Raw genomic sequence first — 23,532 nt, 5'->3', positions numbered from 1 at the left:
TAGTGCAATGCCCCTCGATTCCCCCGCCGACGCCCTCGACGAGCTGGTCACCCCGTTGCTGCGGCTGGACGCGGCGGGCGCGATCGTCGAGGCCAACCAGGCCGCCGGACGCTGGCTCGGGGTCGGCCGCCGGCGCCTGCTGGGGACGCCGGCGGCCGCGCTGGAGCGCGAGACGACGGCGCTGGCGCGGGCGTTGCAGCCGTCGCTGGAGGCGTCGCTGCGCCTGCGCCGGGTGGCGCTGGCCTTCCCCGGCAGCGACGAGCTGCGCTTCGCCGACCTGTGGCTGGCCCCGCGCGACGCCGGCGGTTTCTGGCTGGAAGCGCATGTGGTCGACGAATTCCCCGGCGAGGATCCGGCGCAGCTGCTGCCGTCCGCGCTGAGCGCCTCGCTGAAAGGCCTCGCCCACGAGCTGCGCAATCCGTTGGCCGGGATCAAGGGCGCGGCGCAATTGCTGGCGCGGCGCGGCGATGGCGACACCCGTGAGCTGACCGGCCTGATCGAGGCCGAAGTGGAGCGACTGGCCGCGCTGGTCGACCGCCTGCTGTCGCCGGCGCCGCCGCGCGCGTTCGAGCCGGTCAACATCCATGCGGTGCTGGAGCGCGTGCTGCGGCTGGCGGAAAGCGACGCCGGTTGGGCGACCAGGCTGGTGCGCGATTACGACCCGTCGTTGCCGGAATTCCCGGGCGATGCGGATCGCCTGACCCAGGCGCTGTGGAACCTGGTGCGCAATGCGATCGAAGCCGGCGCCGGCACGGTGCAGCTGCGCACCCGGGTCGAGCACGGCGCGCGCATCTTCGACGCCGCGCATGCGCTGGCGTTGCGGCTGGAGATCGTCGACGACGGCCACGGCATCCCGCCGGAACTGGCCGAGCAGGTGTTCCTGCCGCTGGTGAGCGGCCGCGCCGACGGCACCGGGCTTGGCCTCGCGCTCGCGCAGCAGGTGGCGCGCGAGCATCGCGGCTCGCTGGCGTATCGGTCGCGCCCCGGCCACACCGTGTTCACCCTGCTGCTGCCGATCCAGTACGAAGCGCACGGCGAACAGGAATCCGTCGATGGCTGAGCCCGCACGCATCTGGGTGGTGGACGACGATCGCGCGGTGCGTTTCGTGCTGGCGACCGCGTTGCGCGATGCCGGGTTCGAGGTGACCGCGTTCGCCGCCGCCGCCGAAGCGCTCGACACCCTGCAACGCGAGCGTGCGCCCGCACTGGTCGTCACCGACGTGCGCATGCCCGGCGACAGCGGCCTGCAACTGCTCGACAAGCTGAAGGCCGCGCATCCCGATCTTCCGGTGATCGTGATGTCCGCGCATACCGACGTCGCCAGCACCGCCGGCGCGTTCCGTGGCGGTGCGCACGAATTCCTGTCCAAGCCGTTCGACCTCGACGAAGCGGTGGCGCTGGTGCGGCGCGCGCTGCCGCAACGCGAAGCGCGCAATGCATTGGCGTTGGATGCCAGCGTCGACGCCGATGCATCCTCCCTGATCGGCGAAGCCCCGGCGATGCGCGCGCTGTTCCGCGCGATCGGTCGGTTGGCGCAGGCGCCGCTGTCGGTGCTGGTCACCGGCGAAACCGGCACCGGCAAGGAACTCGTCGCACGTGCACTGCATCGCGAATCGCCGCGTTCATCGCGCCCGTTCGTCGCCCTCAACACCGCGGCGATTCCCGCGGAACTGCTGGAATCCGAACTCTTCGGCCACGAGGCCGGCGCCTTCACCGGCGCCCACAAGCGCCACATCGGCCGCTTCGAACAGGCGGACGGCGGCACCCTGTTCCTCGACGAGATCGGCGACATGCCGGCCTCGCTGCAGACGCGCCTGCTGCGGGTGCTGGCCGAAGGCGAGTTCTTCCGCGTCGGCGGGCGCGAGCTGATCCGGGTCGACGTGCGCGTCATCGCCGCCACCCACCAACCGCTGGAAGCGCTGGTCGAACAGGGCCGCTTCCGCGCCGACCTGCTGCATCGCCTCGACGTGGTGCGGCTGCCGCTGCCGCCGCTGCGCGAACGCCGCGAGGACATCCCGCAGCTGGCCGCGCGCTTCCTCGCCAATGCCGCGCAACGCCTGCAACTGCCGGCGAAGAAACTGTCGAGCGCCGCGCTGGAACGCCTGCGCGCGCACGACTGGCCGGGCAACGTGCGCGAACTGGAGAACCTGTGCTGGCGGCTGGCCGCGCTGGCGCCGGGCGCGACCATCGGCATCGCCGACCTCGACGGGGCGATGCCGGCCACGCGCACGACATCGGGCGAAGCCGCGCCCTGGCAGCAGGCGCTGGCGACGTGGGCGCGCGCGCAACTCGATGCCGGCGTCGAAGACCTGCATGCCGCCGCGCGCCGCGATTTCGATCACGTGCTGTTACAGGCGGCGCTGGATCATAGCGAGGGCCATCGCGGCGATGCCGCGCACAAGCTCGGCCTGGGCCGCAACACGGTGACGCGCAAGTTGGGGCCCTCGCGCAAGCGGCGCTGATGGCCGCACCGGGCTTGAACCTGCGTCAATGGTGGTGGTCGAACGCTGGCAACGCATCAGCAAGGAGTATCGAGATGACCCATGCACACGTACGCGGACTGAGTTTCGCGATCGCCTGTTCATTGCTCGCCGCCTGCGCAAGCACGCCATCGGCACCAGCAGCGAAGCCTGCGGCGAGCGCCGCGCAGAAGGCCGAGGTCAACCTCGCCTCCGCCTCCGGTTCGCTGGTCAGCGGCAAGCTGGTCATCGTGCCGATGGGCGACGGCGTGCACATCACCGGCGAAGTCGGCGGCCTCAAGCCGGGCGACGTGCGCGGCTTCCACATCCACGAGAAGGGCGATTGCAGCGCGGCCGATGCCAGCAGCGCCGGCGGCCACTTCAATCCCGGCGCGCAGGCGCACGGCCGCGCCGGCCACGGCGCGCACCATGCCGGCGATACCGACAACATCGTCGCCGATGCCAAGGGCGTGGCCAGGATCGATGCGCACGTCAGTGGCGTCACCCTCGGCGGCGGTGCGGCCAACGACATCGCCGGCCGCGCGGTGATCGTGCATGCGGCGGCAGACGACTACACCAGCCAGCCGACCGGCAATGCCGGCGCGCGGGTGGCGTGCGGGGTGATCAGCGTCGTGCAGTAGCCCGTCGTGGCGGCGTGGCTGGTTTCGCGGCCGTTTTCCGCTATTGGGGAAAACGGCCCGATCGGAAACCGCCATGCCCGCTTCGCTTCGCCCTTTGCTACCACTCGCCCTGCTGGTGCTGGCGGCATGTTCGCCGGAGCGCGGGCGAGAGGAAGACGCGCCATCGCCTGCAGCTGATGTTGTCGGGCTTGCATCCGCGCGGCAGGAAGAAACATGCACCGATGAGCCGCGAGCCGGCGAGGACGACACGCGTCCGCGCTGCGGCGGCAGCGGCGCGCCGCCGCCCGCGCCTTCGCACGCGTACCGCATCGCCCTCGACAACGGCGAATCCATCACCGCCTGCGACATCAGCAAGCCGTTCAGCGGCAAGATCGGCCGCGGCATGGTCACGATGTCGTTCACGCCGGCCGACGAGCGCAGCGGCAAGGTGTCCTGGCACTTCGCCGGTGGCGGGGGCATCGCCGATACCGCCTACGACTACACGCTGAGCGGTCCCGGGGACAGGATGACCGGTACCTTCATCGCCAATGCCGCCGTATGCGGCCAGGCGGCAGGTCGCGGCGTGTGCACGGGCGCGCGCAAACAGAATTTCACGTCCACCTGGACCCGGATCGAGGACTGCGAACAATGAATGCCGGCAACGAATCGGAACCGCTGATGCGCAGGCGGCTGGCGCTTTCGACATGCGCGGTCGTTGCGAGCGCGGCGCTCGGATTGGCGGCGTGCTCGTCGAAACGCGATGGGCAGCCCGGCGCGACTTCGCCGCATCCCGTCGCCGCGCCAGCGCCAGCCGCCGCAGCGCGGCAGGAGCAGCGCAAGTGCAGCGACGATCCGCGCGCGAACGAACAAGACAAGCTGCCGCGTTGCGGCGGCATGGCGACGACAGCCGCGCCCCGCGCCTACCGCTTCGCCGGCGGCAGCGGCGATCCGGTCGACCAGGTCGTATGCGACATCGGGCAGAAGTTCGTGCTGGACGGCAAGCTGTTCGGCGTCGAGTTCAGCGGCGGCGCGGACGGCACCTACAAGTTCGTGCGCACGCCGAACATCCCCGGCCTGAGCTGGAAGGCCGGCGGGCGCTACCACATCGAGTTCGCCGACGGCCAGGACAAGCCCGGCACGATGACCACCGAAGGCGGCGGCACCACGACGGCAGGAACGATTTCGCGCACGACCTCCGGTAGCGAGAAGTTCACCGTGACGCCAACGCAGCCGTGCGCGCAATGAACCTCCGGGGCGCACCAAGCCGCAAGCCCAGGCGCTTCGTTTGTGCTTCCGCCTGCACCGTCGGCACGCTGCTGTGGACGACCACGCTGCCCGGCCACAACCTGGATTTCGACGGCGGCTGGGGCATCGAGCCCGATCCGCGCCGCGACGGATCGCAAGGCCCGGCCTGGCGGATCGGCCGCGACGGCGCGATCTACGGGGTGACCCTGACCGGCGCGTTCAAGCTGCAATGAGCGTCGTCGTCCGCAGCCACGCACACATTGCATGTGCAACCACGCCCTGTTCGTCCTGCTGCTGGTCGCGCCTTGCGTCCATGCGCAGTCTTACGTCGGCGGCATCGGCGATGTCTGGAGCGGCAACGCGGCGGACGCCGCCACCAAAACCGGCTGTTCGACGCGCTGCCCATCGTGCTGGCGCAATCGCCGGATCTCGCCAGGGCCACGCACCGGGAAAAGCCGCGCTGGCGCCTCAGTGCAGGCCGAGCTGCTGCGCCAAGGCTTCGGCGTCGGCGCGGCTGGTTTCCTGCGGCAATAGGGTCTCGCGCAGGACCGGCAGGGCCTGTTCCAGCAGCGCGCGTGCTGCGGCCTTGTCGCCACGGTCGGACAGGATCGCCGCCAGCTCGGCGCGGGCACAGGCCATGTCGACCGGCAACGCGCCGCCTGCTTCCAACCTGCGGATGGCCTCGCGTTCTGCGGTTTCGGCGTGCGCAAAGTCGCCGCTGTCGCGGGCGAACGCGGCTTCCGCGCGCAACGCATGCAAGAACACGGGATGCGCTTCCGGCACCAGCTTGGCCCAACGCAGGCGCGCCTCTGCCAGCAAGGGCAGGCCGCGCGCCGGGTCGTGCATGTGCCGGCTCATCACCACCAGCTGCCAGGTGGTCAACGCATATTCCGCGGAGTCCTCGCCGTCCAGCTTGCGGGCGCGTTCGCGCAGGGCCTGCATGCGCGCCAACGCCGCTTGCCGCTGCCCGGACAGTCCCAGGCTGCGCACGTAATTGCGTTCCATCATCCGGTGTTGCTGGCTGTCCGCGGCAATGCCCGCGGTATCCAGCTTCGCCAGCGCCTGCTGGCCAAGACGGACCGCCATCGGGTAGTCGCCGGCGCTTTCGTACACGCTGGCGCGGTTGCTGAGTGAAATCGCCCGTTCGATGGTGTCTGCCGTCGCGTTGTTTCCCATCGCCTCGCCGGCCGCTATCGCTGCCAGGGCCTCGCGGTAACGGCCCAGGTCGTTGAGCGCCATGCCGAGCGCGTTCTGCAATACCGCCATGTGGTTGCCGCTGGCGCTGGTGGTCTTTTCCTGCAGGGCGATCGCGCGCCGGATCACCGGTTCCGCGCCTTGGGCATCGCCCAGCTTGAGCAGGGCTTCCGCGCGCGATCGCAGCAGGTTGATGCGCAGCGGCGAATCGGCGGGAACGCCGCTGCGGTCGGCGAAGGCGATGCCCTGGTCGACGATCTCGAGCGCGCGCTTGTAGTCGCCGTTGAACGACAGCATCGAGGACAAGGTCTGGCTGCTGTTGATCACCACGTCGCGCGGCGGGTTCTTCAGCGTGCGCGCCAGCGCGAGCACCTGCAGCCATTCCTGCTCTGCCTGCTTCTCGTTGCCGTTGCGGTATTGCGCGAAACCGAGCTGGTCGTGGATGTGCAGTTGCTGCACCGGATCGCCGGGCGCGAAGCGGTTGCGCAAGGCTGCCGCGCGCTGCGCCGCCGCCAAGGATTCCTTGCCACGCTCCAGCAGGCCCAGCGCACTGGAGTACTCGTCCAGGTCCCCGGCCAGCGCCAATGCCTCCTCGCGCCCGGAGGGCGCCACGCCGCGCAGCCCTTGTTCAAGCAGCGGCGCGGCGATCTTGGGTTCGCCCAGCGAGGTGTACAGCCGTCCCAGCATGCGCTGCACGGGCTGCTTCACCGCCGGCGGCAGCGATTTCCGGTCGAGCTGGAGCCGCGCCTGGTCCAGCAACTGGCGCACGCTGACGTCCTTGCTCATCGCCTGCTCCGGCGATGCGGCGGCGAGCGTGTCGGTGAGGAATTGCAACGATGCCCGTGCGCTTTCACTCTCGCGCTGGGCGATGCGCGCCTGTTCGCGCGCCTCGTTCGCCTGCCACAGCGCGATGCCGGTGCCCGCAATCAAGGCGATCGCCACCGCGCCGATCGACGCCGCCAGCAGCCGGTTGCGCCGCAACCACAGCTGCGCCCGTTCGCCGCGCGACAGCGGCACGGCGGCGATCGGACGGTCGTCCAGCCATGCCTTGAGGTCGTTGGCCAGCGCATCGGCGGAGGCGTAACGCTGTTCCGGGTCGCGGCGCAGGCAGGCCTGCACGATGGCGGCGAGGTTGCCGCGCAACGCGTGCGCCAGCGCGGCCGGACTCATGCCGCCGCGCTGCGCGGCCAGTTCCGGGCTGGCCTGCGCGGCGGCGCGGGTCAGCGGTTCCGGTTCGCGTTCCAGCTGTTGCAGCTGGCTGGCCACCGGGGTGTCGCGGGTCAGGCCGAACGGATGCGCGCCGGACAGCAGCCGATGCAGGATCACCCCCAGCTGCCACAGGTCGGTGGCGGTGGTGATCGGCGCGTCGTGCAGCTGTTCCGGGCTGGCGTATTCGAAGGTCAGTGCGCGGTCGTGGGTGGCGGTGACATCGCCGCCCTCCAACTGCTTGGCGATGCCGAAATCGAGCAGTTTGACCCGGCCTTCGGCATCGACCAGCAGGTTGGACGGCTTCAGGTCGCGGTGCACCACCAGGTTGCGATGCGCGTAGCGCACCGCGTCGAGCACCTGCAGGAACAGCACGATGCGCTCGCGCAGGCCGAGCCTGCGTTCGTCGCACCAGCGGTCGATCGGCACGCCGTCGATGCGTTCCATCACGAAATAGGGCTCGCCCTCGGCGCTGAAGCCGCCGTCCAGCAGGGTGGCGATGTTCGGGTGTTGCAGCCCGGCCAGGATCTGCCGCTCGCGCAGGAAGCGCTCGCGCGCGGCCTGCGAATCCGCGCTGGCGCGGATCAGCTTGAGCGCGGCCTGCTGCGCATAGGCGCCGTCGCCGCGTTCGACCGCGTACACCGCGCCCATGCCGCCGCGGCCGATCACCCCGACGACCTTCCAGGCGCCGATGCTGCGGCCGAGCATCGGGTCGTGCGCCGCCGCATCGCTGGCGTCGCGTGCCAGCGCATCGCCCCAGGCCGCGGCATCGCCGCGGAACGGCTGGCCTTCGCGCGCGTCCGCGGCCAGCATCGCGCGGACGTCCCCGAGCAGCGCCGCGTCGTCGCCGCACAGTTCGCGCAGGCGTTGTTCGCGCGCCGCGCCGTCGAGTTCGACCACGGCGTCGAACGCGGCCATCGCGCGCCGCTGGCGTTCGAGGGCGGTGTCGTTCATGCCGCCATCTCCTTCATCAGGAACGCGCGGGCGCGCCGCCAGTCGCGGCGCAGCGTGCTCTCGCTGATGTCGAGCATGCCGGCGACTTCCGTTTCGGTGTAACCGCCGAAGTAGCGCAGCTCGACGATCCGCGCGGCGCGCTCGTCGAGCCGGTGCAGCGATTCCAGCAGTTCGTCCAGCTTCAGCACTTCCACCGCCGCGGCCTCGCCGGCACCGGCGAGTGCGCCCAGGGTCAGCGCGTCCTGGCCGCCGCCGCGCTTGTCGGCCTTGCGCGCGCGCGCGTCGTCGACCAGCACCTGGCGCATCGCCCGCGCCGACAGCGCCAGCAGGTGGTTGCGATCCTGCGCCGCCAGCTGCGCGCCGCCCAGCTTGAGGTAGGCCTCGTGCACCAGCGCGGTGGTCTGGTAGGCATCGTTCATGCGCCGCAGCTGCAGCCGCGCGGCGCGCTTGAGTTCGTCGTACACGGCCGAATAGGCCGCACCCATCGCCTGCGGGTCGCCGGCGCGCGCGCGCGCCAGCAGGCGGGTCACTTCGGTCGGGGGCGCGGGTTCCACCGTGCGTCGCTCGGCATGCATTGGGCCGGACGGGAGTGTCGCATAGGCGCGTCAAGGCGCAATCCGGGCCGGGCGTGAACGGATTCGGCCTCCGTATCCGCATACCCATCCAAGACCGACATTTCGCCGCGGTCATTTCGAGGTGGGGAGCAATGAACAAGCAAGCCAATCGCCGTCGGCGCGTGCCGGCCCTGTCCCTCTTGACCCTGGCGCTGCTTGGGGCGTTGTCGATGCCGGTCTTGGCCGCCGATCCGGTTTGCTTGGATGCCAATGGCAATCCGACCGCGCCCCCGCAATCCACTGATCAGGGAAGCGAGAGCGGCTTCGAGAACGCCACCTGTGCGTCCTCCGCGAGCGCCTTTGGCCGGAACAATAACGCCAGTGGCCCTGCCAGCAGCGCCTTTGGTTTATGGAATGTGGCGATCGGCACCTGGAGCAGTGCCTTCGGTTACGCCAATCAGGCTGGTGGGGAATACAGCAGCGCGTTCGGCGTCGGCAATCTGGCCAGCGGCAATTCCAGCGTGTCCATGGGCTTCCATGGCACGGCCAACGGTTTCCACAGTCTTGTGCTCGCGGGTTGGTTCGACCGGAACGGCGATGGCACGGTGGATGCAAACGAGACCGCGAGAGCCAGCGGTGCTTTCTCGGTGGCGTTGGGCGCCGGTCTGGTTGCTAACGGACTACTCGCCAGTGCGGTCGGGGTGGGCAACAGTGCCGACGGCACGGAAAGTGTGGCCTTCGGCAAGGGGGAGATCGCCTTCGGCAACTACAGCGCTGCAGTCGGCCGTGACAACCGCGCCTTCGGCGACTACAGCACGGCCTTTGGCAATGCGAATACAGCCACCGCCGACTATTCCAGCGCGTTCGGCTACCAGTCGCAGGCGCTGGCTGTGCGCAGCACGGCGCTGGGTTACCAAGCCGTTGCCGGCGTGGCGGGTACGGTATCGTTCGGTCATTCGGCGACGGACCTGGACCTGTTCGGCAATGCGTTCGGCAGCGAGATCAATGCCCGCCTGACGCATGTCGCGGCCGGCACCAACCTGACCGACGCGGTGAACCTGGGCCAGTTGAATGCGGCCATCGCCGGCATCGGCGGCGGCGAACCGTTGCACTTCTTCAGCGTCAACTCCACCGACAGTACCGCCGGCAACTACGCCAACGATGGCGCGACCGGCGCCGATGCGGTCGCCGTGGGTGTCGGCGGCGCCGCGAGCGGCGAGCAAGGCAGCGCATTCGGCTACAGCAACACCGCCAGCGGCGACTGGAGCAGTGCCGTGGGTTCGAACAATACCGCGGGCGGAGCGGCGAGCAATGCGTTTGGTTCGTACAACGAGGTGATCGCCGCGCCCAATACCTACTATGGCGCGAATGCGTTCGGCAGCCTCAATACCGTCACCGGCGTCGATGGCAATGCATTCGGCAACGGCAACACGGTCGGCGGCGGCTACGCCCAGGCCTATGGCGTGCACAACACCGCCAGCGGGGAAAACGCCAATGCCTTCGGCAGCTCCAACAAGGCGAACGGTGACGGCAGCAGCGCATTCGGCTACTGGAACAGCGCCGTCGGCGACAACAGCAGCGCGTTCGGTGCGCAGAGCCAGGCCATCGCCGACCACAGCACGGCGATCGGCTACCAGGCGGTGGCCGGCGTTTCCGGCGTGGTGTCGTTCGGGCATTCGTCCACCGACCGGGACATGGACGGCGTTGTCTACGGCAGCGATCTCGATGCGCGCTTGATCCACGTCGCCGCCGGCATCGGCGATACCGATGCGGTGAACGTGGGTCAGTTGACCACGCTGGTGAACTGGTTCGGCGGCGGCGCCGGTTTTGCCGGCGGTATGTTCGCCGCGCCGAGCTTCAGCATCCAGGGCAGCAGCTACAACACGGTGGCGGCGGCGTTCGCCGCAGTGGATTCGCAGCTGACCTGGTTGGCCGCCAATGTCGGTGGCCCGCAAGGCCCGCAGGGCGAGCCCGGCCCGCAGGGCCCGGCCGGCCCCGCCGGTCCGCAAGGCCCGGCGGGAGACCAAGGCCCGGCCGGTCCGGCCGGCCCGCAAGGTCCTGCCGGTCCCACTGGCCCGCAGGGCCCGGCCGGTGCGGATGGCATCGATGGCGCGGATCCGGCCTATGTCGATGCCGGCGATGCGGCCACCCTGGATGCGGCGAAGGACTACGCCGATGCCGGCGATGCCGCGACCCTCGATGCCGCCAGTGCCCATGCCGATGCCGGCGATGCTGAGACCTTGGCCGCCGCCAAGGCACATGCCACGGCCGGCGACGCGGCCACCTTGACCGCTTCGAAGGCCTACACCGACACCACCGCCACGCAGACCTTGACCTCGGCGAAGTCCTACACCGACGCCAAGTTCGCGGCCTGGAACGACAGCTTCACCCAGTACCAGCAACAGGTGGATCGCCGCTTCGCGCAGACCGACAGGCGCATCGACCAGATCGGCGCGATGGGCAGCGCGATGACCCACATGGCGGTGAACGCGGCCAACGGCACTTCGGCGAAGGGCCGGATCGCGATCGGCGTGGGCGCGCAGGGCAGCCAGGGCGCGGTGTCGATCGGCTACGGCAAGCGCATCGGCGACCGCGGTTCGTTCTCGCTGGGCGCGAGCTTCAGCAGCGGCGAATCCTCGGTCGGCGGCGGCTTCGGCATCGACCTGTAACGGATTCCACGCGATGCACGAAACGGAACGGCGCGGGCGACCGCGCCGTTTCCGTGTTCGTGCGGATCAAGCAGACGCTAGCGCAGGCAGTCGGCGCCACCATCGGCGCAGTGCACGAACTGCACCGGCACGTCGTGCGCGTCCAGCACCGCGGCGAACTGGCGCTGGCGCGCCTGGAACAGTTCGAAACCGCGCTCCAGCCGGGCGCCGTCGCCCTCGCCCGCGGCATAGCGCTGGCGCCAGGCCGCGGGATCCAGCAGCGCGATGCGGACTTCGCCATCGACATAACGCGCCAGCGGTTCCGGCGGCAGGTCGAGCCATTCCTCGATGTCGGGTTCCAGCAGGGCGGCTTCGACCAGGCTCCACAGCGGCGCCAGGCCGACATTCCGGTACTGCATGGCGGTGATCGCGGCGAGGTCGAGCAGGCTGAGGCAGCGCGCGTGTTCGACCTGCGCGCCGAGGCCGTCCTGCAGCGCCAGCGCGGTGTCGGCGGCGGCCATGCCGCGATCGAGCAGCAGTTCCTCGAGTTGCGCGCCCGCTTCGGCGACGGCATCCCCGCGCAACACGAACGGCAGGATCCGCAATCCGCCGCCGGCGAGGTGCGCATCGGCCTGCAGCGGCATCGGCACCTCGCCCTGCGCATCGGCGCCGAAGCCGATCATCCGCGCAACCCCCGCCTGCCCCGCGGCCGCCTGCCTGGGCGAATGCCGCAACAGTTCGCTGACCCGCCGATGCAGCGGCCAACCCGGGCGCAGGGCCTCGGCGGGATCGAAATGCGCGGCCATCAGCCCCAGGTCGCAATCGCGCACGGCGGGCACCAGCGCAGACAGGTCGCGGCCGAGCAGGGCGGTGAGGTCGCCGGCGGCTGCGGCGTTAAGCGCGGCGCGCTGCGGCGGCGTGCCGTCGCGCAGTTCGAGCGCCACCACGCCGCGGAATACCGTCTGGTTTGGGTCGATCATCGATCCTGAGTTCCCGCTCGATATTGCGGCGCTACACTGCGGCCATTATGCCCGCCCCCATGGGCAAGCCCGAGGTGCCTGATGCTGTACGGTCGTCCTGTCGCCATCCTCGGCGGCGTCCGCATCCCGTTCTGCCGGCAGAACACGGCCTATGCCGACGTCGGCAACCTCGGCATGTCGGTGCGCACGCTGGGCGCGCTGGTGGAGAAGTTCGGCCTGCACGGCCAGCAGCTCGGCGAAGTGGCGATGGGCGCGGTGATCAAGCATTCCTCGGACTGGAACCTCGGCCGCGAGGCCGCGTTGTCCTCCGGGCTGTCGCCGCTGACCCCGGGCATCACCCTGCAGCGCGCCTGCGGCACCTCGCTCGACACCATCGTCCACATCGCCGGCAAGATCAGCACCGGGCAGATCGAATCCGGCATCGGCGGCGGTTCCGACACCACCTCCGACGTGCCGATCGTGTACGGCCAGGCCCTGCGCCGGCGCCTGCTGAAGGCCGCCGCGGCCAAGACCACCGGGCAGAAGCTGGCCGCGTTCAAGGGTTTCAAGCTGTCCGAGCTCAAGCCGGATTTCCCCGGCGTGGCCGAGCCGCGCACCGGCAAGTCGATGGGCCAGCACTGCGAGGACATGGCCAAGGAGTGGAACATCTCCCGCGATTCGCAGGACGAACTGGCGGTGGCCTCGCACCACAAGCTGGCGGCGGCCTACGAGCGCGGCTTCTTCGACGACCTGGTGGTCAGCTTCCGCGGCGTCTCGCGCGACAACAACATGCGCCCGGACACCAGCATCGAGAAGCTGGCGACGCTGAAGCCGGCGTTCGACAAGACCTCCGGCCGCGGCACCCTGACCGCCGGCAATTCGACGCCGCTGACCGATGGCGCCTCCGCCTGCCTGCTGTCCACCGACGAATGGGCGGCGGCGCATGGCCATGAAGTGCTGTGCCATCTGCGCGATGCGCAGGTGGCGGCGGTGGATTTCGTGCACGGCGAAGGCCTGCTGATGGCACCGACCGTGGCCGTGGCCGAGATGCTCAAGCGCAACAACCTCAGCCTGCAGGATTTCGATTTCTACGAAATCCACGAAGCCTTCGCCGCGCAGGTGCTGTGCACCCTGCGCGCGTGGGAAAGCGAGGAATACTGCAGGAATCGCCTGGGCCTGGATGCGCCGTTGGGCAGGATCGATCCCGCCAAGATCAACCCGAACGGTTCCTCGCTGGCGGCCGGCCACCCGTTCGCCGCCACCGGTGCGCGCATCGTCGCCACCGCGGCGAAGGAACTGAAGCAGCGCGGCGGCGGCCGTTGCCTGGTGTCGATCTGCACCGCCGGCGGCATGGGCGTGGTGGCGATCCTCGAGCGCTGAGGCTAGACGATCAGCCTGCGGCGACGATGCTGCGCGCGACCGCTTCGGCGGCCTTGATCCCGTCCACGCCGGCCGACATGATGCCGCCGGCATAACCCGCACCTTCGCCGGCCGGGAACAGTCCGCGCGTGTTGACGCTGTGGCCGTCCCCGCCGCGAGTGATGCGCAGCGGCGACGAAGTGCGCGTCTCCACCCCGGTCAGCACGGCGTCGTGCATGTCGAAGCCGCGGATCTGGCGGCCGAAGGCGGGCAGCGCTTCGCGGATCGCGTCGATGGCATAACGCGGCAGCGCTTCGTCCAGCGAGCCCAAGGTCACGCCCGGCGTGTATGACGGCTGCACCGCACCGAATCCGGTTGATGGGCGATTGCGGATGAAGTCGCCGACCAGTTGCGCCGGCGCCAGGTAGTCGCCGCCGCCCAGCACGAAGGCCTGCGATTCCCAATGCCGCTGCAGGGCGATGCCCGCCAGCGGGCCTTCGCCATACGGCGCGAAGTCTTCCGGCGAGATCCCCACCACGATCCCCGCGTTCGCATTGCGCTCGTTGCGCGAGTACTGGCTCATGCCGTTGGTGACCACCCGGCCTGGCTCGCTGGTGGCGGCGACCACGGTGCCGCCGGGGCACATGCAGAAGCTGTACACCGAACGCCCGTTGCGGGCGTGGTGGACCAGCTTGTAGTCGGCCGCGCCGAGCAGGGCATGGCCGGCCTGCGGGCCGAAGCGGGCCTGGTCGATCAGCGATTGCGGATGCTCGATGCGGAAGCCGAGCGAGAACGGCTTGGCTTCGACGAACACGCCGCGTGCATGCAGCATCGCGAAGGTGTCGCGCGCGCTGTGGCCGAGCGCCAGCACCACGTGGTCGGCGCGCAGTTCCTCGCCATCGGCCAGGGTGACGCCGCGCAGGTGGCGCACGCCATCCGCATCGATCTCGACCAGCACGTCGTCGACGCGGTTGCCGAAGCGGACCTCGCCGCCCAGCGATTCGATGGTCGCGCGCATGTGCTCGACCATCGACACCAGCCGGAAGGTGCCGATGTGCGGCTTGCTGACGTACAGGATTTCCTCCGGCGCGCCGGCGGCGACGAATTCCTCCAGCACCTTGCGGCCGTGGTGCTGCTTGTCGCTGATCTGGCTGTACAGCTTGCCGTCGGAGAACGTGCCGGCGCCGCCTTCGCCGAACTGCACGTTGGACTCCGGATCCAGCACCTTGCGCCGCCACAGGCCGAAGGTGTCGACGGTGCGTTCGCGCACCGCCTTGCCGCGTTCCAGGATGATCGGCTTGAAGCCCATCTGCGCCAGCACCAGCCCGGCGAACAGGCCGCAGGGGCCCATGCCGACCACCAGCGGGCGCAGCGGCAATCGCGCTGGTGCCTGCGCGACGAACTTGTAGGCGGTGTCCGGCGTCGGCATGACCTTGCCGCCCGGCGCGGCGGGATCCTGCGGCAGGCGCTGCAGCAGGTCCGCCGCGCGCGGCGTCTCCACGTCGATGGAGTAGATCAGCATGATCGCGCCGCGCTTGCGCGCATCGTAGCCGCGCCTGGCGATGCGGTAGCCGGCCAGTTCATCGGCGGCGATGCCGAGCCGGGCGAGGATCGCCGCGGCGAGCGCGGCCTCGTCGTGGTCCAGCGGCAGCTTGAGGTCGGTGATGCGGAGCATGGGCGGGACTTACTTCAAGGTGCGTTCGAACAATTCGTGGATGCGGCGGTACTCGTCGTACCAGGCATCCGGATGGGTGAAGCCGTGGCGTTCCAGCGGATATGGCGCGATTTCCCACTTGTCCTTGCGCAGCTCGATCAGCTTCTGGGTGAGCATCACCGAGTCCTTGAAGAACACGTTGTCGTCGATCATGCCGTGCGCGATCAGCAGGTGGTCCTGCAGGCCGCTCGCGTATTCAAGCGGGCTGGAGCGCTTGTAGGCCTCGGGATCGAGCTCCGGCGTGTTGAGGATGTTGCTGGTGTATTCGTGGTTGTACTGCGACCAGTCGCTGACCGGGCGCAGCGCGGCGCCGGCCTTGAACACGCCGGGCTTCTGGAACAGCGCGGCGAAGGTCATGAAGCCGCCATAGCTGCCGCCGTAGATGCCGGCGCGGTCGCGGTCGCCCTGCTTGGTCTCGACCAGCCAGTCCAGGCCATCCAGGTAATCCTCCAGCTCCGGCTTGCCCATCCAGCGGTAGATCGCGGTGCGCCAGTCGCGGCCATAGCCCTCGCTGGCGCGGTAGTCGAGATCGAGGACGATGTAGCCCTCGTTCACCAGCAGGTTGTGGAACATCTGCTCGCGGAAATAGTTCGGATAGCGCGCGCTGACGTTCTGCAGGTAGCCGGCGCCGTGCACGAACATCACGATCGGGTATTGCTTGCCCGGTTCCATCGCGGCGGGTGCGTAGTACTTGCCCCAGATGGTGCCGGCGCCGTGCTTCGACGGGACTTGCACGATCTGCGGCTGGATCCAGTCGCGCGCCTTGAATTCGGTAGTACGCGTATCGGTGAGTTGCCGTGCGCTGCCGCCGTCCGCATCGACCACGTAAGCCTGCGGTGGCAGGTAGGCGGACGAATTGCGCACCAGGAGTTTCGATCCGTCCGGCGACACGCGGAAACTTTCCACGCCATCGAGCGAGGTCAGTTCGCGCGTGGCGCCGCCGCGCGCGGGCACGCGGCAGACTTCGTAATCGCCCGGCTGCGCGCGGTTGCACAGGAAGTAGAACGCGCTGCCGTCGCGCGCGGGCACCACCGACGAGGTTTCCCATTTGCCGTCGGTCAGCTGCGCCTTGCTGGCGCCATCGAGTGTGTACAGATGCGAGTAGCCGCTTTCCTCGCTGAGGTACCAGAGCGTGCGGCCATCGGCCAGCCAGCCGAAGTCGTTGAAGCCCCAGTTGATCCAGGCCGGATCGGTCAGCCGGTGGCGCGGCTGCAGCTTCGCGTTCGCGAGATCGACGGTGGCGATCCAGCGGTCCTTGTTGTCGATCGCGCGCACCATCACCGCCGCGTTGCGGCTGTCGCCGCTCCACAGCAGGGCCGGCGCATCGCCGTTGTCGCCGCTGGTGGCGACCTGCACCGCGCGGTTGCCCTTCAACGCGTCCTTGCCGGCGGCCTTGCGCATGGCCGCCAGCGGGTCGACGGCGATGCCGGGCAGGGCGTCGAATTTCAGCTCGCTGACCTTGCCGGTGGAAATTTCCGCCAGCCACAGCTTCTGCGGCAGCGGGTCGTTGCGGCCGACGCGGGTGCGCACGTCCTCGAATTCCTCGTAGCCGGATTCGGTGACGTACTTCGGCATCTTGCCGGCCTGCCCGGCGTCCGCGCCCTTTTCGGTGGTGGCGACCAGCAGCCAGCGCCCGTCCGGCGACAGCGCGGAATCGACGATATCGACGCCCTTGCCCAGGTAGATCGGCGCGGCGGCGCGGGTGGGATCGGCCTTGCGCCAGGCCTCGTCCTGTTCGCGCGCGGCGTTGCGGCGGGCGTGATCGTCCTTCAGTGTTTCGATCAGGCGCAGCTGGCGGTCGCGCAGGTCGTCGGGCTTGGGCGGCTGGCCCGGCGCGTCGTCGGCCTTGAGTTGCGCGGCCTGCACGATGCCGCGGCCATCCCAGCGGTACCAGGCATCGCCGCCGCGCCAGACGAGTGCGCCATCGCGGCTCCACAGCAGGCGCGATTCGCCTTCGTTGCCGCGGGTGAGCTGGGTCAGCGCGCCGCTGCGCAGGTCGCGCACGAACACGTCGCCGTTGCGGACGAAGGCGCTGCGCGTGCCGGCGGCGTCGATCAGCGCGCCGGCGACATCGAGGTCGGCGCGCGCGCTGCCTTCGATGATTGCCGGTGTTGCACCACCATCGATGCCGACCTGCCAGGTGTCGCGGATGCTCGCGCCCTTGCGCTTCAGCGTGTACTGCGCGGCCTTGCCGTCCCAGCGCCACCAGGCGTCTTCCACCGGCGGGCCGATCCAGTCCGGATCGGCCATCGCCTGCTCGAGGCTGATCGGGGTGGCGGCGTGGCCGGCGGTGGTGGCCAGCAACAGGCCGAAGGCGAGCGGGGCAAGGCGCATGGGGTGGTCCGGGAACGAAGTCCCGGCAGGGTAGCAGCCGCCGCACGCCACGCATGCGCCGGAAGTCCCATCGAGCATGTCCATCGAACATTTCGAATGGATGCTCCAGCGCGCGCATGGGACAATTCGCCACGCGGCGCCTTCCCGCGCGCCGCGGAGCGCATGCGTGGATGCAGGGCTGCTGTCGCCGCTTTTCCTCTCGCGAGTCCAGTTCGGCTTGGTGATCTCGTTCCACATCCTGTTCCCGGCCTTCACCATCGGCCTGGCCAGCTGGCTGGCCTTCATCGAATGGCGCTGGCTGCGCACGAAGGACGACCTCTGGCGCGACCTCTACTTCTTCTGGCTGAAGATCTTCGCGGTCTCGTTCGGCATGGGCGTGGTCAGCGGGATCGTGATGAGCTTCCAGTTCGGCACCAACTGGGCGGTGCTCAGCGAGAAGGCCGGCAACATCCTCGGCCCGCTGCTCAGCTATGAAGTGCTGACCGCGTTCTTCCTCGAAGCCGGTTTCCTTGGCGTGATGCTGTTCGGCTGGAAGAAGGTCTCCGACCGCCTGCACTTCTTCGCGACCCTGATGGTCGCCATCGGCACCCTGATCTCCACGTTCTGGATCATCTCGGCCAACAGCTGGATGCAGACGCCGCAGGGCTACAGCCTCGATGCGCAGGGCGTGTTCCAGCCGGAAAGCTGGTGGGCGATCGTGTTCAACCCCTCGTTCCCGTACCGGCTGGCGCACATGGTGCTGGCCGCGTTCATCACCACCTGCTTCGTGATCGGCGGGGTGAGCGCCTGGTACCTGCGCCGCGGCGAGCATGTCGAGGCCGGCAAGCGGATGCTCAAGCACGCGGTGGCGTTCGCGGCGATCGCGGTGCCGCTGCAGGTGTTCGTCGGCGACTTGCACGGCCTCAATGCGCGCGAGCACCAGCCGGTCAAGGTGGCGGCGATGGAAGCGCACTGGCGCAGCGAACCGCCCGGCCACGGCGTGCCGCTGGTCGTGTTCGCGGTGCCGAACGAGCGCGAGGAACGCAACGATTACGAGCTCGCGATCCCCCGGCTCGGCAGCCTGATCCTGACCCATACCCTGGACGGCGACATCCAGCCGCTGACCTCGGTCCCGCGCGATGAGCGCCCGCCGGTGAAGCCGGTGTTCTATGCATTCCGGGTGATGGTGGGACTGGGCATGGCGATGCTGCTGCTGGTGCTGGCCTCGCTGTGGGCGTGGAAGCGCGGCTGGCTGTTCGATGCCACGACGCGCGGCGGACGCTGGCTGCAGGATGGCTGGCGGCTGCTGGCGCCATCGGGCTTCATCGCCCTGCTGGCCGGCTGGTATGTGGTGGAGATCGGGCGCCAGCCGTACACGGTGTACGGCGTGTTGCGCACCGCCGATTCGGTCAGCCCCAACATCCAGGCGGCGGCGGTGTTGTCGTCGCTCGTCATCTACGCGTCGGCCTACGCCTTCGTGTTCGGCGCCGGCATCTGGTACCTGCAGAAGCTGCTGCGCAAGGGCCCGGTCAAGCAGCCGCCGAAGGACATGGCGGGTGGCGGAAAGACCCCGGCGCGGCCGTTGTCGCTGCCGGACGAGAAGATCGAAGGGGGCGCGTGATGGAGTACTGGCTGCCGGTGATCTGGTTCGGCGTGATCGGCTTCGGCGTGTTGATGTACGTGCTGCTGGACGGCTTCGTGCTGGGCCTCGGCATCCTTGCCCCGTTCGCCGAGGACGAGGACCAGCTCGACCACATGATGAACACCGCCGCGCCGATCTGGGACGGCAACGAGACCTGGCTGGTGCTCGGCGGCGTGGCCTTGCTGGCGGCGTTCCCCAAGGCCTATGCGCTGATCCTGTCGGCGCTGTACCTGCCGGTGTTGCTGATGCTGATCGCGCTGGTGTTCCGCGGGGTGGCGTTCGAATTCCGCTTCAAGGCCCAGCGCAGCAAGTTCCTGTGGGGTTGGGCGTTCGCGCTGGGCTCGCTGTGCGCGGCGTTCTGGCAGGGCGTGATCCTGGGCGCGGTGGTCGAAGGCATGCCGATGCAGGCGGGCAAGTACATCGGCGGCATGCTCGGCTTCTTCAGCCCGTTCTCGATGCTGACCGGCGCGGCGGTGGTGTTCGGTTACGCGTTGCTTGGCGCGTGCTGGCTGATCCTCAAGACCGAGGGCGCGCTGCAACACGTGGCGCGCAGCCTGGCGCGGCCGCTGGTGCTGGTGGTGGTGGTGTTCATGGGCCTGGTCAGCGCCTGGCTGCCGTTCCTGGACAGCCGGATCATGGCGCGCTGGTTCGATGGCGGGAATTTCTGGTGGCTGTCGCCGGTGCCGCTGCTGGTGCTGGCGGTGGCGTTCGCCCTGTGGCGCGCGGTGATGGCGCAGGGCCGCGATGCGCGCCCGTTCGTGCTGACCCTGTGCTTCTTCGGGCTCGGTTTCGCCGGGCTGGTGCTGGGGATCTGGCCGTACCTGGTGCCGCCGTCGCTGACCATCTGGCAGGCCGCGGCGTCGCCGTCCTCGCAGATGTTCGTGCTGGTCGGGCTGGTGCTGCTGCTGCCGGTGATCCTGGGCTACACGTGGTGGTCGTACCGGGTGTTCGCCGGGAAAGTCGCGGCGGATTCCGGCTACCACTAGTCCGGGCAGTGAATGCGCGGTTCCGTCGCACCGCGCTTTCCCGCACAATCACCGCGATTCCGTCAGGCCGGTTCCCCCGGATCGCGATGCTCGCCTACGTCTACAAGAGCCTGAAAAAGGCCGATACCTACCTCTACCTCGCCAAGCGCGACGACTTCGCCGGCCTGCCGGAACCGTTGCGCACCCAGCTGGGCACGCTGCAGTTCGTGCTGGAGGTCGACCTGGTTCCGGAACGCAGGCTGGCCCGGGAAAACCCCGAGGTGGTGCGCGCCAACCTCGCCAGCCGCGGCTTCCACCTGCAGTTCCCGCCGACGGTCGAAGACCCGATGACCGAAGACTGGGGCACCGATGGCTGAGTCGCGCCGCGGCATGGGGTTCGCGCTGGTCATGCTGTCGATGCTGTTGGCCGGCGCCTGCTGGTTCGATATCGGCAGTGCTGGTGCGTTCGCTTTCCTCGCCCAGGTGCCGGCGGCACTGGGCATCGCGCTGCTGCGCGGCACTCGCGGCAAGGCACGCTTGGGCCGCGACGCGCTGTCGCTGGCCCTGTTGTGGGCCGGCGGGTTCGCGTTGGCCGGCCTGTTGGCCGCTTGGCCGCTGCAGGCGTTGCGCGCCTCGCCGGGCCTGCTGCCGACGCTGGCGATGAGCGGCGCCAGCGCGGTCGTGTTGCTGCTGCTGTGGCGGCACTGGCCGCTGTGGCACGGCATCGAACGCGAAGGCGGCGCGCTCGGCTCGCGCTACTCGGCGCAGGACCGGCATGAGCGCAGTGCGTGGAGCGGCCTGCAGGTCGCGGTGCCGGTGCTGTTGCTGCTCGGCGGCGGCATCGCCCTGGCCTGGCCCGGCTTGCTGGCCGGCGATGCCCGCACGATCGCCGCCATCGCCTATGCCGCCTTGCTGCCGCTGGCGCATGCGCTGCTGCAGTCCGCACCGGCGCGCTTGCTGGTGCACGGCCTGCCGGTGGTGGAGATGGACGATGTCGACGACAGCGCCGCGGCCGCGGTCGAGGCCGTGGCGCCGTTGCCGGTTGCGGCGGCCGCCGCGGCCGCGGTCGACGTCGAGGCGCTGACCCGCGAGCTGTATGCGGCGGCGCGCGCCGGCCGGGTCGAGCGCGCGCTGCAACTGCTGGAAGCCGGCGCCGATGCGCGCGCGGCGGCCCCCGCCGGCGAACGCGACCGTCGCGGCCTGCCGGTGCTCGCCGCGGTATTGCCCGACCTGCGCCTGCTGCGCGGCCTGATCGAGCGTGGCGTCGACCTGAACGCCGCGCACGCCTGGACCACGCCCTTGCTGGCCGCCACCCGCGACAGCTGGCACGGGCGCCCGGAGGCGGTGATGACCCTGCTCGCCAATGGCGCCGATCCGCGCATCGCCGATGCCGAAGGCAGCACCCCGCTGCACCATGCCGCGCGCAGCTCCGACCCCGGGGTGGCCGCGCTGCTGCGCGATGCCGGTGCGGAAATGGATGCGCTGAACGCCGAAGGCGTGTCGCCGCTGGGCACCGCCTGCATCGCCGGCAACTGGCGGCTGGCGCGCTTCCTGCTGGAACGCGGCGCCAAACCGGAACCCGATGGCGGCCAGCCGGTGCTGCTGGCCGCGGCCGGCACCGAAGAGGACGATGCCGCCGGCGTGCAACTGCTGCTGCGGCACAAGGCGCGGGTGGATGCGCGCGATGCGCGCGGCCGCAGCGCCCTGCACGAGGCCGCGCTGGCCGGCCATGCGGGCATCGTCGCGGCCTTGCTCGATGCCGGTGCCGACGTCGATGCGCGCGATGGCGAAGGCCGCACGCCATTCCTCGACAGCGCGCGCAGCGCGGCGCTGCCGGCGCTGGAAACCCTGCTGGACGCGCAGGCCGACCCGCGCGCCGCCGATGCCGCCGGGGCGAATGCGCTGCACCTGGCGGTCGCCGCGGAAGCCCCTTCGGCCGCGCTGGTGAAGCGCCTGCTGGAACTGGGGGTGGATCCGCAGGCGCTGGATGCCGAAGGCCACAGCGCGGTGGACATCGCGACGGCGGCCGGGCGTTGGACGCTGGCATCGGCCCTGGATCCGAAACGCGCCCTGCCGGTCGCGATGATGGGCGATGGCGACGATGCCGCGCCGCCGGACCGCCCGCCCTCGCTGCTGCTGCGCGAGCGCCTGCTGGAAGGCGTCGGCGGGCGCGAGCTGGCGCCGCTGGCCGCGTTGCTCGGCGCGGCCGAAATGAACGGCCTGCTCTGCGATGCCGAGATCGCCGCCGATGCCGAGCGCATCCAATGGCTGCTGCGCCACGGCGCGCAGGCGGAAGCGCGGGTGCCGGGCGCGCCGACGCCGGTCGCCGCCGCACTGGCGCGCGGCGTGGACGGCATCGATGCCCTGCGCACGCTGTTCGCGCAGGGCGCCTCGCCCGCCGGCGGCGGCGGTTTCGCCGCATGGCTCGCGGCCTGCCTGGCGGCAGGCGCCGACGCCGGATCGGCGCCGCGCGCGCAACGGTTCGCCCTGGAATTGCTCGAACGCGGCGCGGATCCCTATGGCGCCTCGCCCGCCGGCGATCCGCCGCTGGCGCTGGCGGTGCGCCTGCACTGGACCCAGCTGCTGCAACGGCTGATCGCGCACGGGGTCGACCTCGACGCGCGCGACAGCCACGGCATGAGCGCGCTGCACCTGGCCGCCGCGCTGGGCCGCGAAGAGGAACTCAAGCGGCTGGTCGCGGCCGGCGCCGCGCCGGACCGGCGTGCCGCCGATGGCCAGACGCCGCTGGGCGTCGCCCTCGCCGCAGGCCGCCGCGATCTCGCCGACTGGCTGGACTGGCGCGGCTGGCGGCTGCCGCGGCGCCCGCTGCAGGCCAGCGACGTGCCGGCGGCGGCGATCGTCGGCGATACCGATGCGGTGCGTCGCCTGCTCGATCTCGGCCTGCCGGTGGATGCGGTGGACAGCCAGGGCTGCAGCGCGCTGCTGCGTGCGGCCGGCGGCGGCCATCGCGCCCTGGTCGAGTTGCTGCTGGCGCGCGGCGCCAACCCGGCGCTGGCCGCCAACACCGGCGCCACTCCGCTGTCGGCGGCGGTGAGCATGCGCCAGGCGGAGATCGTCGAGCGCCTGCTCGAGGCCGGCGCAGGCCTGGAACAGCGCCTGCCGGGCGAGGTCACCGTGCTGATGCTGGCCGCGGCGCTGGGCTTGCCGGAACTGGTTGCACGGCTGCTGCAGGCCGGTGCCGACCTGCACGCGACCGATGCCCAGGGCCTGACCCCGCTGCATTGCGCGACCCTGTACGGCTTCACCGCGCGCGAACGTCCGCGCCTGGTCGCCCTGCTCGACACCTTGCTGCTGGCCGGCGCCGATCCACAGCAGTCCGCGGCTGGCGGGGTCACGCCCCTGCTGCTGCTGCTCGGCGCACGCGCCGAGCCCGGCACGCCGAGCACGGAAGACGTGGTGCTGGCCGGCCTGGAGCGCCTGTTCGACGAGGAAGTGCGGCTGGATGCGCGCGACCAGCGCGGTTTCGGCCCGCTGCACCTGGCCGCCCTGCATGGCCTGCTGCGGATCGCGCAGGCGCTGCTGCGCGAAGGCGCCGACCTCGACCAGCGCGACGCGCTCAACCGTACCCCGCGCGAGATCGCCCTGATGCGCGGCTACGTGGATGTCGCCGCGGAACTCGCGCCTCCGGGCAATGCGCCGCAGCAGGTGTCGATGGCGCGTTTCCTTCGCGAATAGCGGA

Annotated in this window: 17 protein-coding genes; 12 read left to right on the top strand and 5 right to left on the bottom strand. The window is 70.2% G+C overall.

Annotated elements, in window-relative coordinates; all coding sequences use genetic code 11:
- The first annotated feature begins 7 nt into the window (after window positions 1-7).
- The 6 genes from FHQ07_RS08090 to FHQ07_RS08065 all read left to right on the top strand — a co-directional run bounded on the left by FHQ07_RS08090 (window position 8) and on the right by FHQ07_RS08065 (window position 4,557).
- A complete protein-coding gene (locus tag FHQ07_RS08090; RefSeq protein ID WP_139716326.1) occupies window positions 8-1,060 on the top strand; it encodes a two-component system sensor histidine kinase NtrB in 1,053 nt (350 codons plus the stop codon).
- A complete protein-coding gene (ntrC, locus tag FHQ07_RS08085) occupies window positions 1,053-2,462 on the top strand; it encodes a nitrogen regulation protein NR(I) (protein ID WP_139716325.1) in 1,410 nt (469 codons plus the stop codon). The genes FHQ07_RS08090 and ntrC overlap by 8 nt, the downstream gene beginning before the upstream one ends.
- Before the next feature lie 74 nt (window positions 2,463-2,536).
- Window positions 2,537-3,100, top strand: coding sequence for a superoxide dismutase family protein (locus FHQ07_RS08080; protein ID WP_139716324.1), 564 nt, complete (start codon window positions 2,537-2,539; stop codon window positions 3,098-3,100).
- Between the two features lie 43 nt (window positions 3,101-3,143).
- Complete coding sequence (locus tag FHQ07_RS08075; RefSeq protein WP_139716323.1) at window positions 3,144-3,731, top strand: hypothetical protein; 588 nt, start codon at window positions 3,144-3,146, stop codon at window positions 3,729-3,731.
- Window positions 3,728-4,324 (top strand): hypothetical protein, encoded by a 597-nt coding sequence (locus tag FHQ07_RS08070; RefSeq protein WP_139716322.1) that lies wholly within the window; start codon window positions 3,728-3,730, stop codon window positions 4,322-4,324. The genes FHQ07_RS08075 and FHQ07_RS08070 overlap by 4 nt, the downstream gene beginning before the upstream one ends.
- Complete coding sequence (locus FHQ07_RS08065; protein WP_139716321.1) at window positions 4,321-4,557, top strand: hypothetical protein; 237 nt, start codon at window positions 4,321-4,323, stop codon at window positions 4,555-4,557. Before FHQ07_RS08070 ends, FHQ07_RS08065 begins: the two co-directional genes overlap by 4 nt.
- 235 nt (window positions 4,558-4,792) lie before the next feature.
- Here the strand turns inward: FHQ07_RS08065 and FHQ07_RS08060 are convergent, their stop codons facing one another.
- Together FHQ07_RS08060 and FHQ07_RS08055 are read right to left on the bottom strand one after the other, a co-directional pair.
- Window positions 4,793-7,678, bottom strand: coding sequence for a serine/threonine-protein kinase (locus FHQ07_RS08060; RefSeq protein WP_139716320.1), 2,886 nt, complete (start codon window positions 7,676-7,678; stop codon window positions 4,793-4,795).
- Window positions 7,675-8,253, bottom strand: coding sequence for an ECF-type sigma factor (locus FHQ07_RS08055; RefSeq protein ID WP_139716319.1), 579 nt, complete (start codon window positions 8,251-8,253; stop codon window positions 7,675-7,677). Before FHQ07_RS08055 ends, FHQ07_RS08060 begins: the two co-directional genes overlap by 4 nt.
- 53 nt (window positions 8,254-8,306) lie before the next feature.
- On the opposite strand from FHQ07_RS08055, the gene FHQ07_RS08050 reads away from it, so the two are divergent.
- Window positions 8,307-10,901 (top strand): hypothetical protein, encoded by a 2,595-nt coding sequence (locus FHQ07_RS08050; protein ID WP_139716318.1) that lies wholly within the window; start codon window positions 8,307-8,309, stop codon window positions 10,899-10,901.
- Window positions 10,902-10,978: 77 nt separating this feature from the next.
- Here the strand turns inward: FHQ07_RS08050 and FHQ07_RS08045 are convergent, their stop codons facing one another.
- Window positions 10,979-11,860: a hypothetical protein gene (locus tag FHQ07_RS08045; protein WP_139716317.1), complete on the bottom strand. Its 882-nt coding sequence runs from the start codon at window positions 11,858-11,860 to the stop codon at window positions 10,979-10,981.
- Between the two features lie 81 nt (window positions 11,861-11,941).
- Here FHQ07_RS08045 and FHQ07_RS08040 point away from each other — a divergent pair, with 81 nt between their 5' ends.
- Entirely contained in the window at window positions 11,942-13,219 is a 1,278-nt protein-coding gene (locus FHQ07_RS08040; RefSeq protein ID WP_139716316.1) for an acetyl-CoA C-acetyltransferase, read from the top strand.
- A 10-nt stretch (window positions 13,220-13,229) separates the two neighbouring features.
- On the opposite strand, the gene FHQ07_RS08035 is transcribed toward FHQ07_RS08040, so the two are convergent.
- Both FHQ07_RS08035 and FHQ07_RS08030 read right to left on the bottom strand, forming a co-directional pair.
- On the bottom strand, window positions 13,230-14,873 hold the full coding sequence (locus FHQ07_RS08035) for an NAD(P)/FAD-dependent oxidoreductase (RefSeq protein ID WP_139716315.1): 1,644 nt from the start codon (window positions 14,871-14,873) through the stop codon (window positions 13,230-13,232).
- Window positions 14,874-14,882: 9 nt separating this feature from the next.
- On the bottom strand, window positions 14,883-17,246 hold the full coding sequence (locus tag FHQ07_RS08030; RefSeq protein ID WP_139716314.1) for a S9 family peptidase: 2,364 nt from the start codon (window positions 17,244-17,246) through the stop codon (window positions 14,883-14,885).
- Between the two features lie 181 nt (window positions 17,247-17,427).
- Between FHQ07_RS08030 and FHQ07_RS08025 the strand changes: the two genes are divergently transcribed.
- The 4 genes from FHQ07_RS08025 to FHQ07_RS08010 all read left to right on the top strand — a co-directional run bounded on the left by FHQ07_RS08025 (window position 17,428) and on the right by FHQ07_RS08010 (window position 23,528).
- Complete coding sequence (locus FHQ07_RS08025) at window positions 17,428-18,846, top strand: cytochrome ubiquinol oxidase subunit I (protein ID WP_139717955.1); 1,419 nt, start codon at window positions 17,428-17,430, stop codon at window positions 18,844-18,846.
- Window positions 18,846-19,853, top strand: a complete 1,008-nt coding sequence (cydB, locus tag FHQ07_RS08020) for a cytochrome d ubiquinol oxidase subunit II (protein WP_139716313.1) — start codon at window positions 18,846-18,848, stop codon at window positions 19,851-19,853. The genes FHQ07_RS08025 and cydB overlap by 1 nt, the downstream gene beginning before the upstream one ends.
- Before the next feature lie 86 nt (window positions 19,854-19,939).
- Window positions 19,940-20,209 (top strand): YcgL domain-containing protein, encoded by a 270-nt coding sequence (locus FHQ07_RS08015; protein WP_139716312.1) that lies wholly within the window; start codon window positions 19,940-19,942, stop codon window positions 20,207-20,209.
- Window positions 20,202-23,528: an ankyrin repeat domain-containing protein gene (locus FHQ07_RS08010; protein ID WP_168191512.1), complete on the top strand. Its 3,327-nt coding sequence runs from the start codon at window positions 20,202-20,204 to the stop codon at window positions 23,526-23,528. Before FHQ07_RS08015 ends, FHQ07_RS08010 begins: the two co-directional genes overlap by 8 nt.
- Window positions 23,529-23,532 lie beyond the last annotated feature (4 nt).

This window comes from Thermomonas aquatica (assembly GCF_006337105.1).
Lineage (GTDB): Bacteria > Pseudomonadota > Gammaproteobacteria > Xanthomonadales > Xanthomonadaceae > Thermomonas > Thermomonas aquatica.
The sequence above is the reverse complement of the archived record's forward strand: the minus strand, read 5'-3'. Positions and strand labels throughout refer to the sequence as shown.

Coding starts and splice junctions, on each gene's coding strand:
- FHQ07_RS08010 (WP_168191512.1), top strand. CDS start 20,202: ATGGCTGAGTCGCGCCGCGGCATGGGGTTCGCGCTGGTCATGCTGTCG.
- FHQ07_RS08035 (WP_139716315.1), bottom strand. CDS start 14,873: ATGCTCCGCATCACCGACCTCAAGCTGCCGCTGGACCACGACGAGGCC.
- FHQ07_RS08080 (WP_139716324.1), top strand. CDS start 2,537: ATGACCCATGCACACGTACGCGGACTGAGTTTCGCGATCGCCTGTTCA.
- ntrC (WP_139716325.1), top strand. CDS start 1,053: ATGGCTGAGCCCGCACGCATCTGGGTGGTGGACGACGATCGCGCGGTG.
- FHQ07_RS08070 (WP_139716322.1), top strand. CDS start 3,728: ATGAATGCCGGCAACGAATCGGAACCGCTGATGCGCAGGCGGCTGGCG.
- FHQ07_RS08065 (WP_139716321.1), top strand. CDS start 4,321: ATGAACCTCCGGGGCGCACCAAGCCGCAAGCCCAGGCGCTTCGTTTGT.
- FHQ07_RS08040 (WP_139716316.1), top strand. CDS start 11,942: ATGCTGTACGGTCGTCCTGTCGCCATCCTCGGCGGCGTCCGCATCCCG.
- FHQ07_RS08090 (WP_139716326.1), top strand. CDS start 8: ATGCCCCTCGATTCCCCCGCCGACGCCCTCGACGAGCTGGTCACCCCG.
- FHQ07_RS08030 (WP_139716314.1), bottom strand. CDS start 17,246: ATGCGCCTTGCCCCGCTCGCCTTCGGCCTGTTGCTGGCCACCACCGCC.
- FHQ07_RS08045 (WP_139716317.1), bottom strand. CDS start 11,860: ATGATCGACCCAAACCAGACGGTATTCCGCGGCGTGGTGGCGCTCGAA.
- FHQ07_RS08015 (WP_139716312.1), top strand. CDS start 19,940: ATGCTCGCCTACGTCTACAAGAGCCTGAAAAAGGCCGATACCTACCTC.
- FHQ07_RS08055 (WP_139716319.1), bottom strand. CDS start 8,253: ATGCATGCCGAGCGACGCACGGTGGAACCCGCGCCCCCGACCGAAGTG.
- FHQ07_RS08060 (WP_139716320.1), bottom strand. CDS start 7,678: ATGAACGACACCGCCCTCGAACGCCAGCGGCGCGCGATGGCCGCGTTC.
- cydB (WP_139716313.1), top strand. CDS start 18,846: ATGGAGTACTGGCTGCCGGTGATCTGGTTCGGCGTGATCGGCTTCGGC.